This is a genomic window from Fictibacillus norfolkensis, assembly GCF_014836645.1.
Taxonomy (GTDB): domain Bacteria; phylum Bacillota; class Bacilli; order Bacillales; family Fictibacillaceae; genus Fictibacillus; species Fictibacillus norfolkensis.
In genome coordinates, this window is sequence record NZ_JACSQM010000010.1 from 17,347 (window position 1) to 33,076 (window position 15,730).

22 protein-coding genes are annotated in these 15,730 nt (G+C 38.0%); 4 read left to right on the forward strand and 18 right to left on the reverse strand.

The features are described 5' to 3' along the window. Positions 1-66: 66 nt before the first annotated feature. The 6 genes from H9648_RS20775 to H9648_RS17530 form a co-directional block, all read right to left on the reverse strand. Positions 67-933 (reverse strand): YecA family protein, encoded by an 867-nt coding sequence (locus H9648_RS20775; RefSeq protein WP_225218972.1) that lies wholly within the window; start codon positions 931-933, stop codon positions 67-69. A gap of 48 nt (positions 934-981) precedes the next feature. Continuing rightward, positions 982-1,443 carry an NUDIX domain-containing protein gene (locus tag H9648_RS17510; RefSeq protein ID WP_191755092.1) on the reverse strand — a complete coding sequence of 154 codons (462 nt, stop codon included), beginning with the start codon at positions 1,441-1,443 and terminating at the stop codon, positions 982-984. 2 nt (positions 1,444-1,445) lie between these two features. Next, positions 1,446-2,069 carry a nucleotidyltransferase domain-containing protein gene (locus H9648_RS17515; protein WP_191755093.1) on the reverse strand — a complete coding sequence of 208 codons (624 nt, stop codon included), beginning with the start codon at positions 2,067-2,069 and terminating at the stop codon, positions 1,446-1,448. Positions 2,070-2,277: 208 nt separating this feature from the next. Beyond that, entirely contained in the window at positions 2,278-2,586 is a 309-nt protein-coding gene (locus tag H9648_RS20780; RefSeq protein WP_225218973.1) for an HIT family protein, read from the reverse strand. 25 nt (positions 2,587-2,611) lie between these two features. Continuing rightward, on the reverse strand, positions 2,612-3,415 hold the full coding sequence (locus tag H9648_RS17525; RefSeq protein ID WP_191755156.1) for an alpha/beta fold hydrolase: 804 nt from the start codon (positions 3,413-3,415) through the stop codon (positions 2,612-2,614). Positions 3,416-3,510: 95 nt separating this feature from the next. Continuing rightward, positions 3,511-4,164, reverse strand: a complete 654-nt coding sequence (locus H9648_RS17530) for a DUF1801 domain-containing protein (protein ID WP_191755094.1) — start codon at positions 4,162-4,164, stop codon at positions 3,511-3,513. Between the two features lie 258 nt (positions 4,165-4,422). Between H9648_RS17530 and H9648_RS17535 the strand changes: the two genes are divergently transcribed. Continuing rightward, positions 4,423-4,953 carry a GNAT family N-acetyltransferase gene (locus tag H9648_RS17535; RefSeq protein WP_191755095.1) on the forward strand — a complete coding sequence of 177 codons (531 nt, stop codon included), beginning with the start codon at positions 4,423-4,425 and terminating at the stop codon, positions 4,951-4,953. A gap of 512 nt (positions 4,954-5,465) precedes the next feature. On the opposite strand, the gene H9648_RS17540 is transcribed toward H9648_RS17535, so the two are convergent. The 3 genes from H9648_RS17540 to H9648_RS17550 all read right to left on the reverse strand — a co-directional run bounded on the left by H9648_RS17540 (position 5,466) and on the right by H9648_RS17550 (position 6,985). Then, positions 5,466-5,678 (reverse strand): cyclase, encoded by a 213-nt coding sequence (locus tag H9648_RS17540; RefSeq protein ID WP_191755096.1) that lies wholly within the window; start codon positions 5,676-5,678, stop codon positions 5,466-5,468. A 31-nt stretch (positions 5,679-5,709) separates the two neighbouring features. Continuing rightward, on the reverse strand, positions 5,710-5,964 hold the full coding sequence (locus H9648_RS20785) for a hypothetical protein (protein WP_225218974.1): 255 nt from the start codon (positions 5,962-5,964) through the stop codon (positions 5,710-5,712). Positions 5,965-6,535: 571 nt separating this feature from the next. Then, positions 6,536-6,985, reverse strand: a complete 450-nt coding sequence (locus H9648_RS17550; protein ID WP_191755097.1) for a hypothetical protein — start codon at positions 6,983-6,985, stop codon at positions 6,536-6,538. A 612-nt stretch (positions 6,986-7,597) separates the two neighbouring features. On the opposite strand from H9648_RS17550, the gene H9648_RS17555 reads away from it, so the two are divergent. Both H9648_RS17555 and H9648_RS17560 read left to right on the forward strand, forming a co-directional pair. Next, complete coding sequence (locus H9648_RS17555; RefSeq protein WP_191755098.1) at positions 7,598-7,912, forward strand: ArsR/SmtB family transcription factor; 315 nt, start codon at positions 7,598-7,600, stop codon at positions 7,910-7,912. Between the two features lie 39 nt (positions 7,913-7,951). Then, positions 7,952-8,473 carry an SRPBCC domain-containing protein gene (locus H9648_RS17560; protein WP_191755099.1) on the forward strand — a complete coding sequence of 174 codons (522 nt, stop codon included), beginning with the start codon at positions 7,952-7,954 and terminating at the stop codon, positions 8,471-8,473. 270 nt (positions 8,474-8,743) lie between these two features. Here the strand turns inward: H9648_RS17560 and H9648_RS17565 are convergent, their stop codons facing one another. The 3 genes from H9648_RS17565 to H9648_RS17575 form a co-directional block, all read right to left on the reverse strand. After that, on the reverse strand, positions 8,744-9,202 hold the full coding sequence (locus tag H9648_RS17565) for a hypothetical protein (RefSeq protein ID WP_191755100.1): 459 nt from the start codon (positions 9,200-9,202) through the stop codon (positions 8,744-8,746). Between the two features lie 154 nt (positions 9,203-9,356). Beyond that, positions 9,357-9,833 (reverse strand): hypothetical protein, encoded by a 477-nt coding sequence (locus tag H9648_RS17570; protein ID WP_191755101.1) that lies wholly within the window; start codon positions 9,831-9,833, stop codon positions 9,357-9,359. A gap of 81 nt (positions 9,834-9,914) precedes the next feature. Further along, complete coding sequence (locus tag H9648_RS17575; protein WP_191755102.1) at positions 9,915-10,682, reverse strand: slipin family protein; 768 nt, start codon at positions 10,680-10,682, stop codon at positions 9,915-9,917. A 347-nt stretch (positions 10,683-11,029) separates the two neighbouring features. Here H9648_RS17575 and H9648_RS17580 point away from each other — a divergent pair, with 347 nt between their 5' ends. Next, on the forward strand, positions 11,030-11,452 hold the full coding sequence (locus H9648_RS17580; RefSeq protein WP_191755103.1) for a hypothetical protein: 423 nt from the start codon (positions 11,030-11,032) through the stop codon (positions 11,450-11,452). Between the two features lie 61 nt (positions 11,453-11,513). Here the strand turns inward: H9648_RS17580 and H9648_RS17585 are convergent, their stop codons facing one another. The 6 genes from H9648_RS17585 to H9648_RS17610 all read right to left on the reverse strand — a co-directional run bounded on the left by H9648_RS17585 (position 11,514) and on the right by H9648_RS17610 (position 15,651). Continuing rightward, on the reverse strand, positions 11,514-12,065 hold the full coding sequence (locus H9648_RS17585) for a GNAT family N-acetyltransferase (RefSeq protein WP_191755104.1): 552 nt from the start codon (positions 12,063-12,065) through the stop codon (positions 11,514-11,516). Between the two features lie 344 nt (positions 12,066-12,409). Further along, positions 12,410-12,913 carry a DinB family protein gene (locus tag H9648_RS17590; protein WP_191755105.1) on the reverse strand — a complete coding sequence of 168 codons (504 nt, stop codon included), beginning with the start codon at positions 12,911-12,913 and terminating at the stop codon, positions 12,410-12,412. 57 nt (positions 12,914-12,970) lie between these two features. Beyond that, positions 12,971-14,239 carry a hypothetical protein gene (locus H9648_RS17595; RefSeq protein WP_191755106.1) on the reverse strand — a complete coding sequence of 423 codons (1,269 nt, stop codon included), beginning with the start codon at positions 14,237-14,239 and terminating at the stop codon, positions 12,971-12,973. After that, positions 14,239-14,463: a hypothetical protein gene (locus tag H9648_RS17600; protein WP_191755107.1), complete on the reverse strand. Its 225-nt coding sequence runs from the start codon at positions 14,461-14,463 to the stop codon at positions 14,239-14,241. The genes H9648_RS17595 and H9648_RS17600 overlap by 1 nt, the downstream gene beginning before the upstream one ends. Positions 14,464-14,485: 22 nt before the next feature. Beyond that, on the reverse strand, positions 14,486-14,794 hold the full coding sequence (locus tag H9648_RS17605) for a hypothetical protein (protein WP_191755108.1): 309 nt from the start codon (positions 14,792-14,794) through the stop codon (positions 14,486-14,488). A gap of 26 nt (positions 14,795-14,820) precedes the next feature. After that, complete coding sequence (locus H9648_RS17610) at positions 14,821-15,651, reverse strand: nucleotidyltransferase domain-containing protein (protein ID WP_191755109.1); 831 nt, start codon at positions 15,649-15,651, stop codon at positions 14,821-14,823. Positions 15,652-15,730 lie beyond the last annotated feature (79 nt).

Here is a 15,730-nt window from a genome sequence, read left to right on the forward strand (position 1 = left end):
TCATTGTAAATGAGTAGGGACATAAAAATAAGTCACTAAATTCATAAATGAGCAAGCTTGCTATCTTTAGATAAACTCAAGAACTTCTCGCTTCAAAAAGGAAAAAGCTTTAGGCGGGTATACATTTTCTAATTCAACAAACCTCCAGTTTCGCTTTCCACTTTCTTTCTCAAGCACTCCAACAAAAATCATTCCATAATGTACGGATTCTTGGGTTAGCATTTCCTTTGGGATGGAAATCGTAAATTGGTCACCACTTGTCAGTTCAATAGTCTTTATGGATGTTGCTGTCATGTCATTTACAACAAACCATCCACCTTCTTCAACAAGAGGGCCGACTCTGTTACTACCAAACCATTTGTCCTTTGCATTTTGCATCAAAACTTCACGCAACAGGAAATTATAGTTATATATGGCATCCATTACAGCATACCGATTCTTATCGGTCAGAAATTTAACCAGCTCTCCATTATCCAAGCCATATTTTTTATCTGTCCACTTGGTAAATTGTTTGAGAACAGAGAACAAATTTTCTGCTTGATTATAGCTCGGTTCTAGGCTCATTACAAAGAAATCATACACAATCAATTGTTCCCAGAATTCCGGACTCAATTCAATCCATTGGTTTGCATATTTATGATTAGAAAGTCCACACCCTATACTTTCGAGCGAGTTACGATATTTTAAAATAGTTCCCTTAGATTTACCTTTTGTTCTCTCAAGATAGAACTCTGTTAAATCACTTGCGTAGTAAACTTCTTGATCCAAATGAAGAAGCTCTGCAATTTCAATTTGTTCAGGTGTTAAAGGGGTAGAACGAACTGAGTTCCCCTTACCACCTGTTAGCACTTTAAAATTACTATCCTTCGCCAAACAACACTTTTTATACTTTTTTCCGCTGCCACAATGACAAGGTTCATTTCTGCCAGTCATATGAACATTCCCTTCCTTGTCTAGTTTCCTCCTTTCATCCTACAACATTCAGCTTACATACTCTAGTATTCTCAAATCTAGAGCATCCACTCTACCAATCTGTATCTTCGTATCCCAAAGCGTGATCATTGTTGTTTCAGCATTCTCAATAAACGGTTGGACCTGTCCGACTTCAGAAAAATACACTGGATTTCGTTTAATGAATCCATTAACTATATTCTTTGAAATTAATAGACCTACTAAACAGAGTTCTGCAACCCTTTGTCCCGTTTCCTCAAAAAGCTCTCTAACTGCACACTCTTTTGGTGTTTCACCCGTTTCTCTCTTTCCGGCTGGCAATTCCCATTGCTGCCTCAAAGAGTTAAAACACATAAGATATTTGCCTTCACATTTGATGACAGCATATGAGCCTGAAAGTGGAGCGAAATTATGTAACTGTTCTTCCGTCACACTAATAAAATCAACAAACTCATAGCCGTTATGCACTAGGTACTGTGGGTCTATTCTCATTCTTACAACTCACATAGGTAATCTATTAATTTCTTTGTACTCTTATCAGTTGAACCTGCAGCTAATGCACGTTCAAAGAGATTCAAAGCCATAGGATCGTTCTCTTTCAACCATCTAAAAGAAACCTTTGGTCCGAGGAACCACTCACCTTTTAATTCAAAATAGATTTCCAAACTGTCTTTTAGCATCCAATGAAATCGATAGTTTCCTTCTATATCATTTTTAGCCGATCTCACCTGCATCTTTTTAAGCCAACTTTTCTGGAAGTCTTTTTCATCATCAGTTAACTGTTTCGGACCTTGCTCAAAAGTGTTTTGAATACCAGTCAAAAAGTCTTCCGCTAGACCTTTTTTGTTGATCCAAATTTCGCCTTTATGTACCCGCAAAAAGGGTTCAGACTGCTTCATCTTTTCTGTCGGATAGATCCACGCATCTAGTTGCTTTCCATCTATAAACTCAACTTCATTCCTATCCTCGGTAACGGAATCCGAAAAACATATAAGATCAACATCGCTTTCTTTTGTATGATCTCCACGACTATATGATCCGTACAAAATGATGGTGTGGCAATCATATTTCTTCAGTAAATAAGCTTCAATCTCTTTTAACTCGGTATGTGTATTCATGAATGACATCCTCTTTTTATGTAATGACTAGCGTTTTAACTATGTATGTGACTGAAACCAAGTTCTAAGTTTTGTTGCATAAGCCGCACGGTCTGCTGGGTCGCTAAGACTGCCATGGGTCAGATAAAGATCATCGTTAAAATACCGCGGGTACACATGCAGGTGATAATGCCATACATCCTGACTTCCACCTGGTTCGTTATGCTGCCTAGTGGAGATTCCATCGCACTTTGTAGCAATCTTTAAGAGCGTAAGAAACTCGCTGAGCAATCTTATGGATGTGAGCAGCAATATCGAGTGGCAGATCAAAAATATTTTCATAATGACGATTAGGGATGATGATCACGTGACCTTTGTTGTTTGGCCACCATAACGCTGCGATGAGTGCCGTCACATACTCATCCTGATAAATAATATCTTGCTGCTTACTTTGAACCAGTTTGTTATTGGGGTCCTCAATTCCTTGAACTACTAAACAAAAAGGACACGTGTAGTCCGGCGGCATATGTGTGTACATTACAACTCTCTCCTAAGCGATTACACTAGATTTTCATTTCAACAACCTTGTTCATGAACTTCTGAATTTCTTCTTTAAACAAACGTGATTCCTCAAGAAAAGGATAGTGATTACTTTCGTTGAAACGAACAAAAGTAGATTGAGGAATCGCCTCTTTCATTTCCTCTGAAAACGCTATAGGACATTGAACATCATGCACTCCACCCATAATTAATGTGGGAGTCGTTATGTTATGCAGTTGCCTCGAAACATCAAATATCATTTCTTCTCTAATAAAAAAATTCATACGAGATGCCGACATTTTTTTCGTAATTGGTAAGGAGAAATATTCGTCATACTTCTCGGGAGTATGTAGAGAAAGCTTTGTTCGCTTTTTAGAAATGGTAGCCCTTTCGACTGGAGATAAATCTGGATCCTTAAGTGTTTCAATGAGTTGTTGCATGTAATCAAACTTCGGGTGCTCACAATGATAAATACACGCGGGAGAAGAATTTGCATATTTTCTCGCAGCCGATCCGACGATAATTAAAGACGAAAGTGATGAAGAAAAGTGGATACCGTATAACAATCCGATCATGCCACCAGTTGAGTGCCCAGCATATGTCCAGACAGAGATACCTAACGCTTCTCTAATAGCTTCTAAATCGTATACAGCGTCAAACATGCTCAACTCGTGAGGATGAATAGCTTTTGAAGTATTCCCCGCTTCTTTTAGGTTGACTAAATACACTTGATAACGGTCTGTAAAAGAGTCCGCAAAATAATCACCAGAATCGTTAAACTCCGAATAATGGTGAGTCACGCAGACTGGTTTGCCCTCACCTTTTATAAATAATTCAAATGTTCCTCTTGATGTAGGTACTAATTTCGTCTGTCACTTAGACATTCCATAGCTCCTTCACTTTTACAGATTTCTTAGCTTTTTTATCGAATACTTTTATGTGAGCCGTCGCAATTAGGCATTCGTTTGGATAGCCCGCACGTGCAATCATTTAACCCTTTTCCATCAAGGATCTGGTCCATATATTTTTCGATGCGAGCTTCTCGCGTTTTAGACTGTTTTGCTTCAGCAAAATACCGAATATAAGCTTTTTGCCTCCCTGGTGTTAAACCTTCGAAAGCTTCTTTTAAATCTGAGATCTCATCCATTTTATTTTGGAATTCAACGGGTATAGAATAATCCGCCGTTTTCTTCAATTGCACTTCTACCCCAGATTTTTCTACTTCAATCGCTTCATGTATATAAGCTTTGAGCGTGCTTTCTAAATCAAGGATCTCTTGAACATTCGTAAATCGAATTTGACGAGCTGATTGCACATTCTCTGTTTGTTGAATCAAAATCTTCTTTTCGTCTTTCAACAGAACGCCTTTATGAAACAATAGAGCACAATATTCTTTGAATCCATGAATCAAAACAACATTCTTGTTATTTAACGTATAACACGGGTGCATCCATTTAAAGTCTTCAGTGAGGCCGCAGTCTAATACGATTCTTCGCAACTGTTCAAACTCTTCTTTCCACGATTTTGCTTCCTTCAAAAATTCATCAACTTTAGGATTCAACATACTTTTTGGCATAGAGCAGCCCCCTAATCATTTTTTATTTGATCAACTTCTATCATTTCTATGAAAACACAATAATTCCTTTTGAAAAAGCTAACTTCATTAACAATCTCTCAGAGTTGACGTCAGATCAATAACTTAATACGATAGAACATATTTCAGATGGAGGTTTTTGTTTGATCAACTTATGTTTAGAGCTGCGTAAGTAAACCTTCTTTCTTCGTTTACAGAAAGTAGGTGCCATTCATAGAAGATAAGATGAGGAGACTACAAATGGATTGGAAAATTCGCATCGAACGGATTGAAGATTTTAAAAAGACTGAAGAAGTGGTTAGAAAAGCATTTGAAACAGAGGAATTCAGTGATAAAAAAGAGCATATTCTCGTAAATCGAATCAGGGAGACAGGAGCATTCGTTCCTGAACTTTCTTTAGTCGCTGAAAATGAGAAACATGAAATCATCGGGCATGTTCTTCTTTCAAAAGTGAAAATTGTTAATGATAAACAGTTCGTTGAATCACTAGCACTTGCACCCGTTTCTGTTGTTCCCGTGTATCAAAATAAAGGTATCGGGAGTCAACTTATTAAAGCAGCCCTAACGTCTGCCAAGAGTTTAGGCTATCAGTCAGTCATCGTTTTAGGTCATCAAGATTATTATCCGAAGTTTGGATTCAAGAGGGCCAGCACATGGGGAATTAAAGCTCCTTTTGATGTTCCAGATGAAGTCTTTTTGGCGCTTGAGTTAACTGAGAATTCCTTAGCTCAAGTTCAAGGTGTTGTGCACTATTCAGAGGCATTCTCGTAATAATTGGATATGTAAATACCATCAAAAACACCGACCAGAGTTTGGTCGTTTTCTAATGCCTTTATCAAGGTAACCGCTAGCTGAATAAGATATTAATTCTTTCTCCGTTAGAAAGGACTCCTAATGAGAAAGTTACTAAGATCATTAATAAGAAATAGGATTTTTTCAAGTGAGTTTTCTTCCACAAGTATTTGTTTGTAATAACAATTATTGAGAAGTAAATCAAACTTGCAAATATTGTTGCAATGAGAATTGGAATTAATAAACCTTTTTCTAATGTAGGATCTAATGTCCAGCCAAGAGCTTCTGCAATGTACAAATAAAGTAACACAAATAAAACAGACATATAATGAAATAAATACCCAAAGAGGAAATTAAACACAGCAGTTAAAGAAAATCCTAAGATTCTATTCACCTTCCTATAGAGTTATCCTAAAGTCACCTGTTCGTTTGTGGAATCAGAGACACCACTTCGCTTTACATTCGCAAACATGAATCCTTGTAATCATCAATCACAATTTCCGCTTATGCTTTTCCTCAATAATCTTCTTATTCAAGATCCGTACTTCTCCCACCATCAACAGTCTCATATCCTCCACGATATATTTCGCCAGCTCTTCATCTGAAATATCATCTCCATGGAGATCCAGACGAAATTCCTGTCCTTGTAATCCCCCGCCATTGGTAAAATCAATTTCAAAATCGAATTGAACACGTTTATCCATCTGTTAGCACCTCGCCATAATTTTGTACGATTTATTTAAATAACGACAAAAGGAAAACAGTGATCATCCCCACACTCATCGTTCCAATGAAGAAATAACCGAGTATACGGATAGGCAGTGGCAGCCCCTGGAGATTTACCTTTGAAAGATTCTTAGTTGGATAGCCCTCGATCTTTCCATAGTGTTCCATGGCATCGTTAAATGGCACTTCACTATGTTTAGGATTAGCATGCTGTTCAAGACGCTTATCTACACGTTTTTTCACTCTATCCATTTCTTCATCCATTGAAATACCCCCTAGCATATCTTCTAATTTCCATATGCTATTCTCTATTCTTCTATAGTAATTTTAATAGATTCAACAAATGTACAAACCAATAAGACAAGCTCACATATGATATAAGGAATAGAGATTTTAGTCTTTATTCTTTTCTCAACATGGGATAGATGGGGGTGTCTTCTTTGAGAAGTTTCATTAGTATTTTAGATGGCTTATTGGCTTGCAAGAAAGCACGTAAGAGCAAGAAAAACAAAAAGCGAATCGGTTAATCAATGAGCTGCCTTTCAGGGCGGCTTTTCATATTACAAAACACTACTACATACATTTTTTCATACAGGTTTAATTGCCCTCTCTTTAAGGGAAACATAGTTTTATCACGATTTTAGGGGGCACGATTCATGAAAGATCAAATCAAAAAAGTACTCAGCAATCCAAAAGTGCAAAAAGGAATTAAAGACAAAGTCGTTCCTTTAGTTAAAAAAGAAATGGAAAAAAGGAAGAAGAAATAAAAACGTTAAAAGTCTATACAAGTAACCCATCCCTAGCAAACATTGATGGGTTACTTTTTTGTTTTACTCTATTGCACTATAATAAAGAATACTTGTGAGGAAGATCCTCTTTTCCAAGTTCCGTTCGTACTAACAGCATAAGTGCCACTTTCGCTTGGAGCCACATAAAGATCTCCATCTAGTAAAGTCACAGTTTTAAAATCAGACTCCCCCTTGGTCCATACATTTACTTCTTTTGATACTTTAATCGGTTTGCGTTTATACGATATAGCAATCTTTTCGCCTGGTGACACGGAAACAGCTTTTATTTCATTCATCATAAATGGCTCGGCATAATCTACACACGCACCACTTAAAAATCCATCCCAGCAATAAGTGCTTTGCTTAGTTGGAATCGTGACGTTTGTTTCTGTTTTAGCACTTGCCGGTGGCGGCTTTGCGTTCATGATGTAATACGTAAAGAAACTCGTGATGAATAAAAATGCCAGCACAAGAGCAAGAACCCCTTTTTTGTTCATCCTAAAACCCCCTATTTTAAAAACTCTATATACAAGTAGGCGTTATAAAACTGAAATTGGTTTCATCAGGTTTATCATGATTGCTCTTGATTTGTACCTAATATCAAATATAAGGAAGATGCGATTTGAAACAAGCCCTTTGTGTAGTATGCATCTACTTCATTATATGTTTATTTCTTCTTCCCTTTCTTACATTTACAAATTGGTTAATACTCACATCAACACTTCTCCTTTTAGCATTTATAGTAGGCTATACAACATTTAGAATAAGAAAATGGTGGGTCTCGTTTACAATTACAGCAGCATTAGTTACTTTGTACGTATATCTGATTAACAGTAACTCGTCTATAAAAATTCCTGTGCATGTTGTGTTTATTATTGGCGTGATTTACTTAATTATTGGTGTTAGCAAGCAGCTTCGAAACAAGTGTTGACTTATTAAAACCAATCTCCAACTAGTTGTTGAACAGTTTTTCGCTGCTCAATATGTAGCATATGACCTGCTTCATTTAAAATCACTAGGTTTGCTTCATGTCGAAAAGTTCTTTTTGAATATTCCTTTACAAGAATATTCCTTATGAGTTATATTATATGTGAAAGGAGGAACAGTTTATGGGCGAGAAACTAACAACTTTGCATGCACTTGCCGAGCCCAATCGCTTTCACATTGTTGAGCTTTTGAGAGTTGGTCCTCTCACTGTAGGAGAAATTGCCGACAGCCTCAAGCTGCGCCAACCGCAGGTATCGAAGCATCTACGTGTACTTAGTGATTCTGGACTTGTTGAGGTTCAACCTATTGCGAATCGTCGAATCTATAAGCTGCAGTCACAACCTTTCTTAGAACTAGAAGAATGGCTTGATACCTTTCGAAACATTTGGGAAGATCGGTTCGACCGCTTAGATGATTATTTAAAAGACATGAAATAAACGATATTTGGCACTACATAAATGAAGGAGGAACTATTAATGACTGTTGAAAATAAAACGAATCAATTAACTTCTAAAGTAGAAGGAAATGTACTGGTGTTAGAACGTACCTTTAATGCACCTCGCGAACTTGTGTTTAAAGCTTTTTCTGAAGAAGAACATTTGAAGCGCTGGTGGGCTCCTGGTGGCTGGACAATGTCGATCAAACAGTTCGAATTCCGTCCTGAAGGTGTTTGGCATTATTGCATGAAATGCACAGATGAGAGTCAAGAATACTTCGGACACGAATCTTGGGGCAGAGCGGTATTTCATGAGATCGTGGCACCAGAGAAAATCAAGAGCGTAGACGCGTTTTCTGATGCTGAAGGTAATGTTTCTGAAGAATTGCCTCAAACCGAAGTTACATTAACCTTTGTTTCAGAAGGCAACCAAACAAAACTGATCAACCGTGCAGAATATGCATCTGCTGATGATGTGAAGACAGTTCTAGACATGGGTATGCTCGAAGGTGTAACAATGACTTGGAACCAGTTAGAAGAATTATTAGCAGAGATGAAATAAGTGTTGAAGCGAAGAAAGCTAACTGCTTTTTTCGCTTTTTCCTTTACTCTCTTTCCTATCCTCCTTGTTAAAAAGGTAAAGAATTGCCCTAACACTTAGATAAAGCGCAGGAATTCCGATAACCAAGTAGAGTATTCCTTCTGGCATAAATTTATCATAATAGTAAAGAAACAATACAGCCCAAATAAAGATAGTAGTGTATTTGATTACATTTTTCATTTCTAATAAAACATCCCTTTTTCGCTCAAATGATTTACAAGTTTATAAGAATCAACCTTCTAACGATCCAAATTCTTTTAGGAATTCATTAATATCATTACGAGCTTCCTCTTCATTCCCATAGTAGCCATCAACTGCCATTTCCCACCTATCTGTTAGATTAATAATCGACCTTTCAATATCATCACAGCTCTCTGGAATGTGACCAACAAGACGATACATATAGGTACATATTTGCGTTACATCACTTGTTTGAATTAGTTCGTCATTAAGTAGACTCAGAATTCCTTGGATCGGAAGCGCCTGATCATACTTTCCTTTTACATCGGTTAACTTTGAACATACCGAAGCTATTGTTGAGTTAGAAGATAACGAGATTTCAAGAATTTCGTATGGAGGTTGATCCAACTTCTCTATTAATTGATCGGCCCATTCGATGACATTTTTCACTTGAAAGAAGCCGATAAAAAGACCTAGACGATAGATTTCTGCTTGAACTTTAATTTCCATAACATGCACCTAAACCATTCAATATTTTTCATTGATCTCTTTCAACAACTCTATGATTTCTTCATTTTGTTTATTATTTTTTCTCAACTGTACGTCAATACCAAGCAAAGTAAAAACCACGATAACTAAGATTGAGACTCCAGCGATAAACATCTCATTTCACCTGATCTTTCATAAATTTTATCATCTGTTGCATTGCGCCAAGGTGATATGCAGAGTGCGCCAACGAACCTACTACTTCATTTGCTAAATCCTCATTCCACTCTATGTGATCAATCTTTTCTAAAAGGCGATGATATTCATGCTGCAACCCTGCTTGAAAGGAAAGCCACTCTTCTTCGCTGACACTTTGAATTTCCCAACTTTTATTCCAATCCATTGTTGGAAATGTCCCATCATACAACCATTCATTAGTTCCCCACATATGATATCGAACATGATCAGTATGAGCGGCGAGTGTTGATCCATAGATTTGTTTTGATGCATCAGCAGCAGATAGTTGAGATAAAACTCCAAATATGCCTGAGTCTGGTTTTGTATTCGTAAACCAGCTAACGGTCACTGGTTTTTGTGGTCCATCAAATGCTTCTTGCAACATTCTTTTTAATCCCGCTTCTAACGGATGATTCATACTAACCACTCCTCACATAATCTACTAACTCTTTCCATAAAAAAGTGCACTTCTCCTTCTAGAAGAAATGCACGTTCTTTGTTACGCGTTGGATTGCTCTTTCGTACTATGATTACCATCTGACATATCGATTACAAACGTATTGCCTTTCGCATTCTCGATCGTCTTCATCAGGCGAAGTTTTGCCAGCTCTGGGTTATTCTCCAGCATTTTAGCCGTATTCGCCAGACTTCTTAAAGTTGCTGCTTCTCCTCTTGCTCTTTCCAGTGAAGACTGAGCTTCTTTTTTCGCTTTGATTACCTCAAGGAATGCTTTTTTTAGTTCAGCAGATAACATAATATCTTTTATGTCTACTGAGAGGATGGATAAACCAGCAAACGCATTATCAACAAGCAGTTGTTGAAGCGCATCATTTACTTCATTCCTCTTTCCTAACAGATCATCTAATTCTAATGATGATACAACATCACGCAGTTTGAGCTGCACGTTCATATAGATGTGTTCTTCATAATCTTCATATTCAGAGATCAGAATCTGCGGATCTGTAATTTGATATTTTACGGCAACACTAATCTTTACACTAAGTTGATCAGCCGTTAATAACTCTTGTCCGTTCAGCTGCAGAATTGTTGGTCTCATGTCAAAAACCATGATTTCCGTAGAAGACGGAGAATACTTATGCTTACCAGGACCCACAATCTTCTGAAAAGCTCCATGTTGAAACTTCACACCACGTTCATACTCATACACTGTAACCGAAGCAAAAAATTTCTTGATAATCGATAGAATGGCAAACACAACAATAGATACAAACCCAATGACTACAAGATATTCTAAAAATGATTTCATCCCAATTCCCCTTACTTAATACATAGGAAACCACCCAACAGACATGGAGAGAACAATGGAGGTCTTACCTGCAAAATTGTTCAATCCTAAAAGTCTGTGAATGGCTTCATTTAGGGCTTCGAACCCAAAACTGGTTCCTCAGCGGTATACCAGTTACCATAGGATGAGAAAGCCGATCAGCAACATGGTTTAAAGATCTTAAACGGAGGCTTTGCATTTCTCCAGATGTCATTATATCAACTGTTTGTTAGGAAAAGTAACTATTTTTACTAATCAACCTATTTTTTAACATGTACAAGCACTTATACAAAAGCGTCATACACTAGTATTAGAAAGGGGGTGATAATTTGACTCAATTTCTAGATTTAAGAACAAGTCAGAATGCTAGTTATGCCAACTCTATTGCCATTCCGATTCTTGCAATTAATACTCCACAATTAGTTGGACAAATTGGCTTAAACACTGAGAACGCTGGTCCTAACCTTCGTGTAGTTTTACAAGGTACGATCGCATTACAACTTCCATTGGCACTTCTTGGGATTACAATTACAGTTGTTCGAGGTACACTTCCTACAGATGAAACGATATTCTCAGCGACTCAAACATTTAATTTAGATGTTCTAGCGCCTCAACTCATATCTTTCAACGCATCTGACTTCAATCCACCTGCAGGTCCACAACAAATTTACACAATGTTCGTCTCTTCTAATCTTTTAGGCACAATTCGTATTGGACCAGAAACTTTTTCAGGTACAGCCATTAGCGATTGATAAAATGAAATGGGCACATCATTAATTTGATGTGCTTTATAGTTTTTTCTTATAATCTTTATTAATCATCCCGAAGAATTCCATACACCGCACAATCCTTATATTGATTCTTCGCATTTCGAATCATGTGCCGGATTACGCCTTCTGGTTTCATTCCTACTTTGGCCATAATTCTGCCAGAAGCGGGATTGTCAGTGTTATGTGCAGCTGAGATTTTGTGGATGTTCATCTGACGAAAGCCAAACTCTACAACAGCTTGCAGTGCTTCGGTCCCATATCCTTGATTCCACCACTTGAATCCAAGCGAATAACTTACCTCGCAGTTATCTGTCGAGCTATCAAAATCGTAAATATCAATTTCTCCAATCAGTTCACCTGTATCTTTCAACTCGATTCCCCAATAACAAAAGTCCTTATTTTCATAATGACTCACAATCTTTTTCACACGCTCTTCTGTTTGAGCGATGCTCGTGTGAGCTGCGTTCACTCGATTGTTTGCGACCCGTTCGTCTGAAAGCCAATGGTCAAATACGCTTTGAGTGTCAGATTGTTTCAAAGGACGAAGAAGTAAGCGTTCTGTTTCTATTACGGGTGTTCCTGAGTAGTTAATCATTTTGGCACCTCATATACATCTATTCAACCACTATTTTGTTATGTACCAGTATATAAACAAACCAATTGCGATTAGTGCCCAAACAATTGATTGCAAATATCTTCTCATATTGAAAAAACCCTTCCATAATAATGCTGAAAACAGCGATAAAACTATTCAATTCACACTCCAGCTTTCATCTTCTGAAACCAATTCCGCAACCAATCCTCAGGCATGAATACGGTGTCTTTTAAATGTTTAAAGGTATACGTATTGACTAATTCGCCCAAAAAGTGTGAAATACACTTTCACTTGTGTTTCGTCATAAAATTTCCTAGCAATCCTCTGTTTCTTGCTTTTTCTATTTAAAGAGGTGGATTTTCTACACCTAAATGAATCCAGTCTTCTTTCGGTGGTCCATAAACCCCAAATGGCTTAATTCCTGCTTGACGCATTAGGATTGTTACTTGTCCACGATGGTGAACAATGTGCTTGATGAGTCCCATTAAAATTTGAGCGTTTGACTCTTCTCTACCAAAGGCCATTTGCACTTCTTTCAAAGTTTCGTCTGTCCACTGCTCTTCGATAGCTCTCTTTGCAGCAGAGCTTAATCCTTTAAAGGTCTCAGCAATCTCTTTCGCTGATGTTGGAACCTCTTCCGAATGTTTTACTTCATCAACTTTTAAACCAAAATGAGCTAAGTACTCTGGAATGTTAGTCGTTAGATGCCACGCGATTCTTCCTAACGTACGTCCTTCCGAGTAAACTTTTTGTTCCAACGATTCATCGGTTAAACCATCTAACACCTTTTGCGTTAGCGTTGCTTCGCGATTCCATTCTCGAATAAAGTCCGCAATGGTAATATACATATGTAAGACCTCCTGTATCTGTATGATATAGACCTTTTTCTTGAGAGAAAGTAGAACTTATTCTAAATTATCCAACAAAACCACTTCACCTGTTTCAGCGTTCACTCCGTGATGACAGTCTAATTTCCCACATAGAATATACTGCTTCTCATCATCGTCATACACATAAAAAGGATGGAGCTCAAACAAACCTTTCAATTTCTCATACGCTTCGTCTTGTGTGACCGTTACATCGCCAGGTGCTTCAAAGGAATCATACATCTCTACCATGAACTGGTTGTCGATGTAGTTCACAACATCCATGGTATGAGGGTCAAGGAATACTGACAGTTTTCTTTTAAAAACCCGTGTTTCATGTTGATCCGTTCCGAGTGTCGCAACTAGAAACTTCTTGTCTCGATGTAGAGTTGTCACACACCATATCCCAGAGTCTTCCGGGTATTCCTGCCTTAACAAGCCTTCTACTGCTTTCACACACTTCTTCTCATCTTCCTCCGTAATAGGTCGGGTTGTTGGAGAAGGCGAGCAGGAAAAGGCTTCATCTGCCGTAATCTCTTCTTGCCAATCGATCTCTTTACGTTCAAAAGCACCAGAGATCGGTTCATCCCAATGCAAAATATGATTCACTTTTTTAGAAGTCCCGCCATCTTGAAGCATTTCAAACGGTTTGGTTATCTGATCTTTGTTTTTTATGTAGATCTCTTCTACCCCATACACGAAAAATACCTTCTTTTGTTCAAAAGACGGAAATTCTAGTCTCCTCACTTGTTCCTTAGCAACGTGTTTCGCTTTCTCTAATGAAAGATTATAGGTTTCACGTATTACTTGATCACATGTCGGAAACTCTCCATGAACCGAAAAGAAGGTCAGCTCTCGATTATCATTCCATTTCACTTCAATGTAACCAGCCGGTGAGACTGGAATACCGTCTATAATAGCTCTAAACTCTATTTCATTTTCTGTTTCGTTATGTAGTTGGAACTGCTCGTTATATGTTAAACCTGTTTTTTGTTCGATCCACTTAATGACTTCCTCTGTTCCACCATTAAACGTGATTCCATCTTGTGCATAAGTCTCACCCATAACAAAGATCGCATTCTTTAATTTTCCGGTGTTCACGTTGTATTCAATGCTTGCTGTACCTTCTGGATTGGAACCATCTTCATCAGACTCCGTTCCATTCGGAAACCACTCCAAACAAAGTGTGTAACTCGTTTCGCTAAAATGATTCACGTCCCGCCAGAGACTATGATGATGTAAATAGTAGTTTCCTAGTCCGAACGTTGTTTTGGCTAGATCTACGAATGCTTGTATTCTGCTATCCACTACTCCCGCTCCTTTTGTGATTCATCCCCAAGTTGTCCCATGACTATGAACAGGATCCAAACTCCGAGAAAGACCACAACTCCGTAACCTACATAGAACAATATGGCATTTATAAAATAAAACAGATCGCCAAATGCACCATAACGTCCAGCATCCACTATTCCTAATGCTAGAAACACAATACCTACTAGAAATCCAAAAAGCAGGTGCTGCAGTCTGTTCATCGGAAATCCCTCCTCATTTCCCTTACTTCTTTTCTAAATAGATGTACTCATCCACCGTGTTCATAGCAGAAGAGGCTTTCAAGATCTTCATGCCCTTCAATCGGCTGCCGCACTGAAAATGAACCGTGTCATCTGCACCGACCTGAATTCTGTGCGTTGCGCTTTCCACCCAGTCGATCTGCATCTTCACGATATACTCGCCAGGTGCTACGTCCAGTTGTTTCGTTTCTCCGTCCTTGATCTGTTCTGTCTTGCTCTCGTTCAGGTAAATATCAAACTTTCTCATCTTGTTCATGAACTGACTGTCTCTCTTAAATACTAATTTCGCCATTTTCGTCCCATCCTTTTCTATGAATCTTACAAGTTATTACATTCTTTAATTATATACTTCATATAGTTCAATGCATCATTTCTTCTCTTCCTCATAGAGCCGTAACGCGAAAATTTATTATCGTTTCGGATGCGCAGCGCTTCTCGGATGATTTGATGATATTCTTCAGGTACCTTTTGGAGTGCGTATTCACCGGCACCCGTTTTTGAAGTAATATCTTCCTCTCTTAACGAATAATAAAGACGCGTCACACCGAGCACTCCCCACTCGGTCATGTTCGCACTCATGTATAATCCTATATATTGAAGAGACGGAAAACGCTCACCGTTCTTCACCCAGTTCAGCCAATAACCGTTAATGTTTTCGACCAAGTTTGATTTCAATTCTGTCCAATCTACAGATAGATTGTATGTTTCAATCGGCAGTCCTTTAACGACGATGCCATATGTCTGAAGTTGGTACGTGTCGATCCAATTACGGTGAAAAGGTCGATAACTTTGAAGCTTTCCTTCATTAAAATAGGGACATGAAGAATTACCGTTGTTTTCACTCTCTAGATCTTCTCGCGTCAGATACATGCCATCTAAGCTCGGCTTCAGATACTCTTTTCTCATCTCATGGTGAATTTCTTTTAATTTCTCAACATCTGATTGTGTTAGCTTTTCTTTTGTTACCGCGTAAAAGTCAATGTCACTTAATCCTTCTTGATAAGCTCCAATGGAAACAGAGCCGAATAGATAAAGGGACTCTAATTTATTTGGCAGCTTCTTCTCTATTCTTTCAAAATAAAGGTCCAATACTACCTTTACTTCTTCAGGTATACGTTTTGGTTCATTTCTTGTTTGCGTTTGGGTCATTCCGTTAGCCTCTTTTCATGAACACGTTGTATTCCTATATTTTAGCATATTTATCCAATCACCTCAGAATGAATTGGCA

What these genes read in the sequence shown, in the direction of transcription:
- H9648_RS17575 (WP_191755102.1), bottom strand. Translation starts at nt 10,682, where the DNA reads ATGAAATCATTTTTAGAATATCTTGTAGTCATTGGGTTTGTATCTATT.
- H9648_RS17560 (WP_191755099.1), top strand. Translation starts at nt 7,952, where the DNA reads ATGACTGTTGAAAATAAAACGAATCAATTAACTTCTAAAGTAGAAGGA.
- H9648_RS17535 (WP_191755095.1), top strand. Translation starts at nt 4,423, where the DNA reads ATGGATTGGAAAATTCGCATCGAACGGATTGAAGATTTTAAAAAGACT.
- H9648_RS17605 (WP_191755108.1), bottom strand. Translation starts at nt 14,794, where the DNA reads ATGGCGAAATTAGTATTTAAGAGAGACAGTCAGTTCATGAACAAGATG.
- H9648_RS17540 (WP_191755096.1), bottom strand. Translation starts at nt 5,678, where the DNA reads ATGGATAAACGTGTTCAATTCGATTTTGAAATTGATTTTACCAATGGC.
- H9648_RS20785 (WP_225218974.1), bottom strand. Translation starts at nt 5,964, where the DNA reads ATGGATGAAGAAATGGATAGAGTGAAAAAACGTGTAGATAAGCGTCTT.
- H9648_RS17600 (WP_191755107.1), bottom strand. Translation starts at nt 14,463, where the DNA reads ATGAACAGACTGCAGCACCTGCTTTTTGGATTTCTAGTAGGTATTGTG.
- H9648_RS17570 (WP_191755101.1), bottom strand. Translation starts at nt 9,833, where the DNA reads ATGAATCATCCGTTAGAAGCGGGATTAAAAAGAATGTTGCAAGAAGCA.
- H9648_RS20780 (WP_225218973.1), bottom strand. Translation starts at nt 2,586, where the DNA reads ATGTACACACATATGCCGCCGGACTACACGTGTCCTTTTTGTTTAGTA.
- H9648_RS17530 (WP_191755094.1), bottom strand. Translation starts at nt 4,164, where the DNA reads ATGCCAAAAAGTATGTTGAATCCTAAAGTTGATGAATTTTTGAAGGAA.
- H9648_RS17590 (WP_191755105.1), bottom strand. Translation starts at nt 12,913, where the DNA reads ATGTATATTACCATTGCGGACTTTATTCGAGAATGGAATCGCGAAGCA.
- H9648_RS17550 (WP_191755097.1), bottom strand. Translation starts at nt 6,985, where the DNA reads ATGAACAAAAAAGGGGTTCTTGCTCTTGTGCTGGCATTTTTATTCATC.
- H9648_RS17565 (WP_191755100.1), bottom strand. Translation starts at nt 9,202, where the DNA reads ATGGAAATTAAAGTTCAAGCAGAAATCTATCGTCTAGGTCTTTTTATC.
- H9648_RS17610 (WP_191755109.1), bottom strand. Translation starts at nt 15,651, where the DNA reads ATGACCCAAACGCAAACAAGAAATGAACCAAAACGTATACCTGAAGAA.
- H9648_RS17555 (WP_191755098.1), top strand. Translation starts at nt 7,598, where the DNA reads ATGGGCGAGAAACTAACAACTTTGCATGCACTTGCCGAGCCCAATCGC.
- H9648_RS17515 (WP_191755093.1), bottom strand. Translation starts at nt 2,069, where the DNA reads ATGAATACACATACCGAGTTAAAAGAGATTGAAGCTTATTTACTGAAG.
- H9648_RS20775 (WP_225218972.1), bottom strand. Translation starts at nt 933, where the DNA reads ATGACTGGCAGAAATGAACCTTGTCATTGTGGCAGCGGAAAAAAGTAT.
- H9648_RS17510 (WP_191755092.1), bottom strand. Translation starts at nt 1,443, where the DNA reads ATGAGAATAGACCCACAGTACCTAGTGCATAACGGCTATGAGTTTGTT.
- H9648_RS17585 (WP_191755104.1), bottom strand. Translation starts at nt 12,065, where the DNA reads ATGATTAACTACTCAGGAACACCCGTAATAGAAACAGAACGCTTACTT.